This window comes from Flavobacterium sp. (assembly GCF_032153895.1).
Lineage (GTDB): Bacteria > Bacteroidota > Bacteroidia > Flavobacteriales > Flavobacteriaceae > Flavobacterium.
On record NZ_JALDYN010000046.1, the window covers coordinates 1 to 11,034 of the forward strand.

The window sequence follows — 11,034 nt, forward strand, 5'->3', positions numbered from 1 at the left end:
CGTCAGTATGCCGAATGTGGTGTAGATTTCGTATCCTCCGGAGCCTTAACCCATTCCATCTACAACATGGATTTGAGTCTGAAAGCAATTTAATTAGTGTTCAGTTTTCAGTAAGCAGTTTTCAGAATTGTGTACTAAGAACTGTTGCTACTGCCTACTAAATACTGACCACTGAATACTCAAAAGAATGTCTAAAGAAATAGAAGAACAAATAGAAAAGATTCCCGTCCTGAACAAACTGATGGCTTTTTGTAAAACCATAAAAGTGCCCGGTTTGGAAGGTGTTTCTTTATACGAAATTTTAGAACTTTATGGTATCGGAATTGCCAAAGGTGCGTTTTCGTATCGTGCCGGAGCAATTGCCTTCAGTTTCTTTATGGCCTTGTTTCCCTTTGCGCTGTTCATTCTGAATTTGATTCCGTACATTCCGCTTGCAGGCTTTCAGGAAGACTTTTTACAATTCGTTTCCGATAGCGTACCGCCGAATACCTTTGGTGCTGTCGAAACCATTTTGAGTGATATTATGAACAACTCCTACAAGAGTTTGTTATCCTTTGGTTTTCTGATGTCTATCTTCTTAATGGCCAACGGATTGAACGCAATTCTAGGCGGCTTTGAATCCTCCTATCACGTAACGATTAAACGAGGATACTTCCGTCAGTACGCTGTATCTATCGGATTGTCCTTAATCTTTTCGTTTCTTTTGATTGTTACCATTTCGTCCATTATCGTTTCGGAGGTTTTTATTCAGAAACTATCCAATACCTTCCGTTTGGATGATGTGCTAATCATCGAATACGCTCGTTATGCATTCATCTTTGTGATGCTTTTTGTATCGACCTCATTTCTTTTTAAATACGGAACCAGAGAGACGAAACAAATTCCTTTTATCAACGCCGGAGCCATGTTGACGGTAGTTCTGGTCATTGTAACTTCGTATGTATTTGGTATTTACGTAACAAAATTTGCACGATATAATGAGTTATACGGATCAATTGGTACACTTCTTGTATTAATGTTTTACATCTGGATCAATTGTATGATATTGCTTTTAGGTTTCGAGTTAAATGCAATTATCAACAAACACAAAAGAAAAAATTTATATATTTAACAAAACAAAAACGACAATTATGAAAAAACAGTTCTTAACAGTTTTATTAGTGGCTTTCATCGGATTATTTTCAGCTAACGCACAAACCGAAGTAGGTGGTGTGAAATTGGCTCAGAAAGTAACTATGGAAGATCAGAGTTTAGTGCTTAACGGAGCAGGAGTTCGTGAAAAATTCTTCATGGACATGTATGTAGGAGCGTTATACTTGCCAAAAAAGAATGCTAATGCAGCCGATATTATGGGCGGAAATGACGCAGCAGCTATCAAATTAACTATTGTTTCCGGGATGATTACCAGCGACAAAATGATTAACGCTGTAAACGAAGGATTTGAAAATGCAACTGGTGGAAATACAGCACCAATCAAAGCTAAAATTGCACAGTTCAAAGCGTTCTTCAAAGAAGAAATTAAAAAAGGAGATGTTTTCGATTTAGTATACGTACCAAACAAAGGTGTAGTAGTATCTAAAAACGGAAAAGAAAAAGGTGTTATCGAAGGCGCTGAATTCAAAAAAGCTATGTTCGGAATCTGGTTATCCAACAAACCAGCAGACAAAGGTTTAAAAGCAGCAATGTTAGGAAAATAATCCTTGTTCAAAATAAAGTAAGAAACACTTCCACTGCGAAGTGTTTTTTGTTTTATGACGCTTATATTTGTAACTCAAAAGTAATTCATGCCACACTTTATAGAAGTCGTTTTACCGTTGCCGCTGCAAAAAACCTTTACCTATTTGGTTTCTGAAGCGGAGTATGGGTACATTCAAAAGGGAATGCGAGTAGCGGTTCCGTTTGGAAAGAACAAAATCTATACAGGTTTGGTGGTTGATTTGCATCAGAATCCGCCGCAATTGTATCAGGCGAAAGAAATCCATCAGATTCTAGACGAACTTCCGGTAGTAAATGAAGTTCAGCTTGACCACTGGAACTGGATGGCGATTTACTATATGTGTTCCATTGGTGAAGTATTCAAAAGTGCCTTACCCAGCGGATTTTTGCTGGAGAGTGAAACCATTATTTCGGCACCCAAAGAAGTTCAGCTTGATGAAAAAGAATTGTCCGACAGTGAATACCTGATTTATCAAGCGTTGCAGCAACAATCTTCTTTAAAAGTAGAAGACATTATGGCAATTTTAGGGAAGAAGAACGTCTTTCCGATACTGAATGCTATGTTGGCTAAAAATGCTTTGGTTTTACAGGAAGAAGTAGCCGAAAAATACAAACCAAAATTAACTCGCTACATTCGTTTGCAGGAGGAGTTCCACAATCAGGAACAGCTTTCAGAACTGATGGAGATTTTATCACGAGCTCAAAAACAGCGCGAGTTGGTGATGCATTATTTCCAATTGCAGGCGAAAGAGAAAAAGGCAATTTCCGTTAAGAAACTATTGGAAGCTTCCGGAAGCACTTCAGCCGTTGTAAAATCATTAGTAGATAAAGAAATCTTCGAAGAATATTATCTAACCGAAGACCGCGTTGCTTTTGATAAAGAAGAAGATGCGGGTTTTCAGTTGAGTAATCCGCAGCAAAAAGCTTTTGAAGAAATCAACACCTCGTTTGAAACCAATGCTGTAACCTTATTGCACGGCGTAACGGCATCCGGCAAGACTGAAATTTACATCAAACTCATTGAAGAATATATCCAAAGCGGGAAACAGGTTTTGTACTTACTGCCTGAAATCGCTTTAACGACTCAATTAGTTACTCGCCTGACTGCTTATTTTGGCAATCAGGTGGCGGTTTTTCACTCTAAATATTCTAATAACGAACGTGTTGAGGTTTGGAATCAGGTTTTACAGCATTCCGAAAAGGCTAAAATTGTAATCGGAGCGCGTTCGGCTTTATTTTTACCATTCAATGATTTAGGATTGGTCGTTATTGATGAAGAACACGAACAAACCTTTAAACAATTTGATCCTGCACCACGTTACCATGCCCGAGATGCGGCAATTGTGTTAGCGTCGTTACATAAAGCAAAAGTGTTGTTAGGTTCGGCAACGCCAAGTTTGGAAACCTATTTTAATGTAAAAGCTAATAAATATGGTTTGGTGGAATTGTTCGAACGTTTCGGCAATGTCGTTTTACCCGATATTTATTTAGTCGATTTAAAAGACAAATACAAGCGGAAGCAAATGAACGGTCATTTCTCAGACGATTTAATGGAAGCCATAACCGATTCGCTTTCCAAAGGTGAACAAGTGATTTTGTTTCAGAATCGTCGCGGCTATTCGCCGTTTGTGGAATGTATGACGTGCGGTCACGTTCCGCAATGTCCGAATTGTGATGTGAGTTTGACGTATTATAAATTCAAAAACCAATTGCGGTGCCATTACTGTGGTCATTCCATTGCAAATCCGACGCATTGTCATTCGTGTCAATCGGTTGATTTATCTACAAAAGGTTTCGGTACCGAACAGATAGAGATTGAATTACAAGCACTTTTTCCAAACAAAGTCATCGGGAGAATGGACCAAGACACCACTCGCGGAAAATACGGTTATGAAAAAATAATTGATGCTTTTAAAAATCAGGAGATTGATATTTTAGTCGGAACTCAAATGTTAGCTAAAGGATTGCATTTCGACAATGTAACTTTAGTCGGAATTATGAACGCGGATAATATGCTCAACCAACCGGATTTCCGTTCCCACGAACGTGCCTATCAGATGATGATGCAGGTGTCGGGTAGGGCAGGTCGTTCAGAAAAAAGAGGAAAAGTGATGATTCAGACGTATAATCCGTATCATAATGTAATTCAGCAAGTTGTGAGTAATGATTATATCGGAATGTTTAATGAACAGTTGTATGACCGCCACAATTTTAAATATCCGCCGTATTACCGTCTGATAAAAGTAACACTGAAACATCGCGATTTCGATAAATTAAAAGAAGGTTCACTTTGGATGTATAACGTGTTGGTGCAACAGCTTCAATTACCGGTATTAGGTCCGGAAGAACCTGCTATCAGCCGAATCCGCAACGAATATATCCGAACCATTCTGATAAAGATTCCAACGCAAAACCATTTGGGGAATACAAAAAAAACTATCCAGCGAATACTGAATAGTTTTGAAGCGGTGGCACAATACCGAGCTATAAAAATTTCGGTAAATGTGGATAATTATTAAGGATTAAGCGTTTTCTATCGCTTTAACCAAGTCTTCTTTTTTGTTACGGCTCAACGGAATTTTATGCGGCCCGATTTCAGCAAACTTACTGTTGAACTTTTCGATTTTATCAATATTCACGATAAACGATTTGTGTACGCGGATGAATTTCTCTTTCGGTAACTCGTTTTCAAAAGACTTCATCGTGGAAAGTACCAGGTGACTGTCTTCTTCGGTAATTACTTTTACATAATCGCCATAAGCTTCAATCCACTTAATTCTTGAAATGTAAATTTTAAGCTTCTTCAGATTACTTTTGATGAAGATGTGCGGACTTTCTTCTTCGCCACCATTTTCCTTGCTCAAAGAAATCATACTGATGGCTTTCTTCACGGCCTGATTGAAACGTTCTCGGGTAATTGGCTTGTGAAGGTAATCGGTAGCGGCATAATCGAAGGCTTTTACAGCATATTCCGCTTTCGAAGTAATAAAAATCACCTGAGGTTTAGATTTTAAACCATCTAAAAGATCAAAACCGTTTATCACGGGCATTTCGATGTCAAGAAACACTAAATCAACTTTTTTGTTGGTTATGCAGTTCTTGGCCTCTACAGCATTAGAAAATTCGCCTACAAGCTCCAGATTTGGGTTGTCATTTACCAATTTGGTAATGGTCAATCGTTGGATGCTACTGTCATCAACTACTATACAATTTATTTTCATAAGCCTTTGGTGAGGTTAATTATGAACTAAAATATTAAAATTGTTTTAAAAACAAAAGAATTTCTATTAAAATATTGCATTTCGTCTAAAATATTGAAAACAGTATTGTCTGTTAAATATAAATCACTATTTTTGCACCCAATTTTATAACAAATAAATATTTTTATTATGAATCATTATGAAACTGTTTTCATCTTGAATCCCGTTTTATCTGAGCAGCAGGTAAAGGAAACAGTAAGCAAATTCGAAGATTTTCTTACTTCTAAAGGAGCAAAGATGGTATCAAAAGAGGATTGGGGCTTGAAAAAAATGGCTTACGAAATCCAACACAAGAAATCTGGTTTTTACCATTTGTTCCAATTCGAAGCACCTGCGGATATCTTAATCGGTTTTGAAACTGAATTCCGTCGTGACGAAAGAGTTATGCGTTTCTTAACTGTAAGTTTAGATAAACATGCAGTAGCTTGGGCTGAAAGAAGAAGAGAAAAATTAAAATCTAAAAAAGCTTAATTATCATGTCAACTATTGAGCAATCTGCAAAAGGAAAAAAAGACGGAGATATCAGATATCTAACGCCTTTAAACATAGAAACTAACAAAACTAAAAAGTATTGTCGTTTCAAAAAATCAGGAATCAAATACATCGATTATAAAGATGCTGATTTCTTATTGAAATTCGTTAACGAGCAAGGTAAAATCTTACCTCGTCGTTTAACAGGAACTTCATTAAAATACCAAAGAAAAGTGTCTGTAGCTGTTAAAAGAGCTCGTCACTTAGCTTTAATGCCTTACGTGGCTGATTTATTAAAATAATTAATTAACAGTTGTTGGTTTCCGAAAGGAACCTAACTTCTAAAATACAAGGACAACAACATGGAACTTATTTTAAAACAAGACGTTCAAAATTTAGGATTTAAAGACGATGTAGTAACGGTAAAACCAGGATACGGTCGTAATTTCTTAATCCCTCAAGGATTTGCTATTTTGGCTACTCCTTCTGCTAAAAAAGTATTAGCTGAGAACTTGAAACAAAAAGCGCACAAAGAAGCTAAAATCGTTGCTGATGCAAAAGCAATTGGTGAGGCTATCAAAGCTTTGGAAATCAAAATTACAGCTAAAGCAGGTGGTGAGAAATTATTCGGATCAGTTACTAATGCTGACATCGCTGAGGTTTTAGAGAAAAACGGTCAGTCAATCGACAAAAAATTCATCACTTCAGGTATCGTTAAGCGTACTGGTAAATATACTGCTTCAGTTCGTTTACACCGTGATGTAATCGTTGAATTACCATACGAAATTATCGCTGAACAAGCTTAATTCGTTAAAACCATACAAAGAATCCCGATGCAAATCGGGATTTTTTTTTATATTACAATAGGTTTCGTCACTTAGATGAAATCTAAAGTTTGAAAAGCATGAAATATACACGATTAACAAAAGAACAGTTAGAAGAATTGCATCCGGAATTTATCAATTTTTTGGCGTCACAGTCTATTGATAAAGCCGAATGGGATATTATTAAAGTAAAACAACCCGAAGTTGCCGAGCAGGAATTGGATGTTTTCTCCGATTTGATTTGGGAAGGCGTTTTAGGGAATGCCAAATATCTGGAACATTATTCTAAAAATTATATTTTCCTTTTTCATTGTACAGAAGTACACATGATGACGATTATCATTCGTGCGTTGGTAACCGATGTTGATTTACTTCAGAAAGAAGGATTACAATGGTTAAGCGACAATCTTTTTACTGATAATGTAGAAGTACAACGCGGTCAAAAAGTTTTTGCAGACGACCGAAATAAAGAGATTTTCGAATTAATCCGACAAGGAGCTATTTTAACCGACGGTGAGTTGTTTGAGCAAATGAACGGCATTTTAGAGCGTTAAGATTTTCCTTTAAAAGTTTTGAAAAATTGGCTAAATTAGTTGCAGGAAACTAAACTAGCCAATTTTCTTTTTTATGGATGTTTTACAACAGTTAAAAAATCTTCGAGACGAACTGAATCAGCATAATTATAACTACTATGTTCTTGATAATCCGACGATTTCTGATTACGAATTCGACGTGAAACTTAAAGAATTGCAAGAACTCGAAGAAAAACATCCGGAACATTTCGATGAGAATTCGCCAACACAACGCGTAGGCGGAGCCATTACCAAGAATTTTGAAACCGTTCAGCACGAATATCGCATGTATTCCCTGGACAATTCCTATTCCAAAGAAGATTTATTGGATTGGGAAACTCGTGCCCAAAAAATATTAGGTGATGTTCCGTTGCAATATACTTGTGAATTGAAGTACGACGGGGCCTCTATCAGTATTTCCTATGAAAATGGTAAATTGAAAAGAGCCGTAACCCGAGGCGATGGTTTTCAAGGTGACGATGTGACCAACAACATTAAAACTATCAAAGCCGTTCCGATTCAATTAAAAGGCGATTTTCCGGCTAAGTTTGACATTCGTGGAGAAATTATTCTACCGTTAGCAGGTTTTGAGAAGATGAATCAGGAGTTGATTGAAATCGGTGAAACACCATACGCTAATCCTCGAAATACAGCTTCCGGAAGTCTGAAATTACAAGATAGTTCGGAAGTAGCAAAACGTCCTTTAGATTGTTTATTATATTCTATTATCGGAACCAATCTGCCGTTTCAAGCACAATTCGAAGGTTTGGAAAAAGCCCGTCAATGGGGATTTAAAGTACCAAAGCAATCACATTTGGCCCAAAATATTGATGAAGTTTTAGAGTTCATAAATCACTGGGACAAACACCGTCACGACTTGCCTTATGAAACGGATGGTGTGGTAATTAAAATCAACAATTTGCACCAACAAGAAGAGTTGGGATATACAGCAAAATCGCCACGTTGGGCTATTGCCTATAAATTTAAAGCGGAACAAGTTTCCACCAAACTGAATTCAATTTCGTATCAGGTTGGACGAACCGGAGCGATTACGCCAGTTGCTAATTTAGAACCGGTGCAACTTGCCGGAACGGTTGTAAAAAGAGCTTCCTTACATAATGCAGATCAGATTGAAAAATTAGATATTCGAATCGGAGACGAAGTTTTTGTAGAAAAAGGAGGCGAGATTATTCCTAAAATTGTTGGGGTTGATTTAAGTAAACGACCTGATTCTTCCGAAGTTACTAAATACATTCATTTGTGCCCCGAATGTGAGTCGGAATTGGTTCGGAAAGAAGGCGAAGCACAACATTATTGCCCGAATTACTACGGTTGTCCACCACAAATTATCGGTAGAATCCAACATTATATCACTCGAAAAGCCATGGATATTGAAGGGCTTGGTGGCGAAACAGTTGCTTTACTTTTCAATAACGGCTTGGTGACCAATTATGCCGATTTGTATGAGTTGAAGAAAGAACAAATCGTTCCGTTGGAGCGAATGGCGGAGAAATCGGCTGAAAATCTGATTAATGGGATTGAGAAATCCAAAGAAATTCCATTCGACAGAGTTTTATATGCATTGGGAATTCGTTATGTTGGAGAAACGGTGGCCAAGAAATTAGCGAAACATTATAAAACCATTGATGCTTTGGCTTCGGCTTCACTTTCAGAGTTGGTTCTTGTTGATGAGATCGGTGAAAAAATTGCTCAAAGTGTCATTGAGTTTTTTGAGAATGATCAGAATATCCTAATTGTTGAACGATTGAAAAGCTTCGGTGTGCAATTAGCTTTAGGCGAAACCGCTGACACAACAGTTTCGGATTTGCTTAACGGAAAAATATTTGTGGTTTCCGGTGTATTTTCAAAATTTTCAAGAGACGATTTGAAGAAGGCCATAGAAGATAACGGCGGAAAAGTAGGAAGTTCAATATCCGCCAAAACGAATTTTGTGGTCGCCGGGGAAAATATGGGACCAGCGAAATTAGAGAAAGCCAATCAGTTAGGCGTTTCAATTATATCTGAAGACGATTTTATAGCAATGATACATGGGTAAAGTTTCACCGGCATTGGCGTTGTATCTGCTTTCATCACTCATTTATGTGCTGTCAGTGGCTTTACATTGGGATGAACTGATTACGTTCTTATTCAAACCGATGATGATGCCGGCGATTTTGTTTTACTATTTTCAGGAAAATAAAGGCAATGTAAACTTTTTTGCCATATTGGTTTTAGTGCTTTTTTTTGCCGGAGATATGCTCATTCTGATTGAGGTAGACAGTCTACTTGCTCCTTTGATGCTTATTAATTTGTCGGCCTATCTGATAATCGGTTTTTTTCTGGTTCGAGATTTATTGTTGGTGAAAAATCCACAAATCTCGGCTTATATGATTGCGATTATCTGTTTGGTGATTTGCTTTTTATTGAGCTTGTTGTATGTTGCTTTAAAATTGATTTTTGACAAATCGGACGCTAATTACGAACTCTTAACTGTTTACGGAATTGTTTTGTTTTTATTGAGTTTAGGTACCGTTTTTCTCCATCTGATTAAAGGTGATACTTCTGCTTTTTACTTAGCAATTACGATGTTATGTCTGGTTTTGTGTGATTTATTTTATGTGCTGTATAATTATTACATGAAGCTTCCCGTTTTTATAAACATTAATGTTTTTTTACAATCGATATCTTTTTATTTCATTGTAAAATATTTTTTAAGCCGAACCGAATCTAATTTAATATCCGAATTTTGAAGAATACCAAGCCATCAATAATACTATATTTTGCAGCCTGTTTTGTGTTTGTTGTTTCCGTTTTGTTAGGAAATAACGATTTGATGTTATTGTCTAAGCCGATTATTGCTCCATCGATTTTGTTTTTTTATTTACAGGAAAATAGATTGAAAATTAATTGGAGGTTTGTAATTGTTCTAATCCTATTTTTTGTAGGAGATATGATGGTTTTGTTGGAGTTTGAAGAGAAATCACATATCATTCCGTTATTGTTTCTGATTGGTTATTGTTTTTTTCTGAAGGATATTTTAGATGACTTATTGCAACTCAGAATTAAATTTGTGAATAAGAAGAATTTGTTGGTTCTGTTAATTTGTTTATTCTTTCTCATTTACTTATTGGTAACCATTTTAGATTTGATGATTGATTCACAACAACAAAATCTGATGTTATTTGTATTGTATGGAATTGTTTTGGTTCTTATCGGTATTGTTTCTTCATTCTGTTATGTGATAAAGCAAATCCGTTTTACGTTTTTTATGCTCTTAACGAGTTTGTGTTTTGTGATTTCAGATGTTTTTTATATCTTAAAGTCTCATTTTGAGGAAGTTGAAATTTTTGGATTACTCAATAATTTGCCACAAGCGTTATCGTATTATTTTTTAGCCAAGTATTATCTTTTAAGACCTTTACAGTATAGGAAATAATGGAAAAAACAGAGAAGAATAAATTAATACTAGCGCTTCAGATTCTATATTTTATAGTTTGTGTGATAGTTGTTTTCGGTGAATTTCAGGAAGACAAAGATATTCTTTCTGTTAGCAGGCCATTTATACTTCCTGTATTGGCCATTATTTATTTTTTGTCATCAGAAAAAAGAAATTATCTGTATTTGCTTGCTTTGTTTTTCGGATGGTTGGCTAATATTTTCTTTATCAGTGTTGACGAATCGGGGATTCTGCGTGGCGGAATAAGTTATTTAATCTTCTGGGTTTTAATAACCTATATCGTATTAGTGAATACAAGATTTCCGGTTTCCAAATTGTTTATCATTGCTATTATTCCGTTTTTGTTTATTTACTGTTATGTGCTTCAACTCATCTATGTAAATATTTACGGAAGTGTTTATCTGTATTTTTCCAACGCTGTTTTTATGATTTTCCTGGGCGGATACAGTTTATCGGCTTATATAATGCATTCCAGCAGAATTAATACACATCTTTTAATTGCCGCATTACTTTTTACGATGATACAGTTCATCATCTCGATAGATTTGTATTATATGTCGATGAATATATTCCGACCAATGGCTTTTGTGATGTTCACCGCCGGTCAGTTTGTATTGTATAAAATGATGTTGTTATTCGATGAAAAAAGGCTCCGTTTAAACGACAATACTTCTTCCTGAAGTTGAAGCTTTTTTCATTTTATCGAAGTAAAAATCTATTCTGCCTAAGTTGAT

Annotated in this window: 12 protein-coding genes and 1 pseudogene; 12 read left to right on the top strand and 1 reads right to left on the bottom strand. The window is 36.1% G+C overall.

The window, feature by feature from the left end; translation table 11 throughout:
- The 4 genes and pseudogenes from RUH60_RS11005 to priA form a co-directional block, all read left to right on the top strand.
- A pseudogene (locus RUH60_RS11005) lies at positions 1–93 on the top strand (nicotinate-nucleotide diphosphorylase (carboxylating)); the annotation flags it as partial.
- Between the two features lie 94 nt (positions 94–187).
- Positions 188–1,111, top strand: coding sequence for a YihY/virulence factor BrkB family protein (locus RUH60_RS11010; protein WP_313808267.1), 924 nt, complete (start codon positions 188–190; stop codon positions 1,109–1,111).
- A gap of 19 nt (positions 1,112–1,130) precedes the next feature.
- Positions 1,131–1,697 (top strand): chalcone isomerase family protein, encoded by a 567-nt coding sequence (locus tag RUH60_RS11015; RefSeq protein WP_313808268.1) that lies wholly within the window; start codon positions 1,131–1,133, stop codon positions 1,695–1,697.
- Positions 1,698–1,784: 87 nt separating this feature from the next.
- The gene (gene priA / locus RUH60_RS11020) at positions 1,785–4,235 is read left to right on the top strand and encodes a primosomal protein N' (protein WP_313808269.1); all 2,451 of its coding nucleotides are present in this window, start codon (positions 1,785–1,787) and stop codon (positions 4,233–4,235) included.
- A gap of 3 nt (positions 4,236–4,238) precedes the next feature.
- Here the strand turns inward: priA and RUH60_RS11025 are convergent, their stop codons facing one another.
- A complete protein-coding gene (locus RUH60_RS11025) occupies positions 4,239–4,937 on the bottom strand; it encodes a LytTR family DNA-binding domain-containing protein (protein ID WP_313808270.1) in 699 nt (232 codons plus the stop codon).
- A 168-nt stretch (positions 4,938–5,105) separates the two neighbouring features.
- Here RUH60_RS11025 and rpsF point away from each other — a divergent pair, with 168 nt between their 5' ends.
- The 8 genes from rpsF to RUH60_RS11065 all read left to right on the top strand — a co-directional run bounded on the left by rpsF (position 5,106) and on the right by RUH60_RS11065 (position 10,980).
- Complete coding sequence (gene rpsF, locus RUH60_RS11030; protein WP_313808271.1) at positions 5,106–5,447, top strand: 30S ribosomal protein S6; 342 nt, start codon at positions 5,106–5,108, stop codon at positions 5,445–5,447.
- Positions 5,448–5,452: 5 nt separating this feature from the next.
- On the top strand, positions 5,453–5,749 hold the full coding sequence (rpsR, locus tag RUH60_RS11035) for a 30S ribosomal protein S18 (protein WP_002987043.1): 297 nt from the start codon (positions 5,453–5,455) through the stop codon (positions 5,747–5,749).
- Positions 5,750–5,809: 60 nt separating this feature from the next.
- Positions 5,810–6,253 (top strand): 50S ribosomal protein L9, encoded by a 444-nt coding sequence (gene rplI, locus RUH60_RS11040; protein WP_313808273.1) that lies wholly within the window; start codon positions 5,810–5,812, stop codon positions 6,251–6,253.
- A 98-nt stretch (positions 6,254–6,351) separates the two neighbouring features.
- A complete protein-coding gene (locus tag RUH60_RS11045; RefSeq protein WP_313808275.1) occupies positions 6,352–6,825 on the top strand; it encodes a DUF6495 family protein in 474 nt (157 codons plus the stop codon).
- 73 nt (positions 6,826–6,898) lie between these two features.
- The gene (gene ligA / locus RUH60_RS11050; RefSeq protein ID WP_313808277.1) at positions 6,899–8,899 is read left to right on the top strand and encodes an NAD-dependent DNA ligase LigA; all 2,001 of its coding nucleotides are present in this window, start codon (positions 6,899–6,901) and stop codon (positions 8,897–8,899) included.
- Positions 8,892–9,593 (top strand): hypothetical protein, encoded by a 702-nt coding sequence (locus tag RUH60_RS11055; RefSeq protein WP_313808278.1) that lies wholly within the window; start codon positions 8,892–8,894, stop codon positions 9,591–9,593. Before ligA ends, RUH60_RS11055 begins: the two co-directional genes overlap by 8 nt.
- Positions 9,590–10,279 carry a lysoplasmalogenase family protein gene (locus tag RUH60_RS11060; protein ID WP_313808280.1) on the top strand — a complete coding sequence of 230 codons (690 nt, stop codon included), beginning with the start codon at positions 9,590–9,592 and terminating at the stop codon, positions 10,277–10,279. The genes RUH60_RS11055 and RUH60_RS11060 overlap by 4 nt, the downstream gene beginning before the upstream one ends.
- Positions 10,279–10,980, top strand: coding sequence for a hypothetical protein (locus RUH60_RS11065; protein WP_313808282.1), 702 nt, complete (start codon positions 10,279–10,281; stop codon positions 10,978–10,980). Before RUH60_RS11060 ends, RUH60_RS11065 begins: the two co-directional genes overlap by 1 nt.
- The last annotated feature ends 54 nt before the right edge of the window (positions 10,981–11,034 follow it).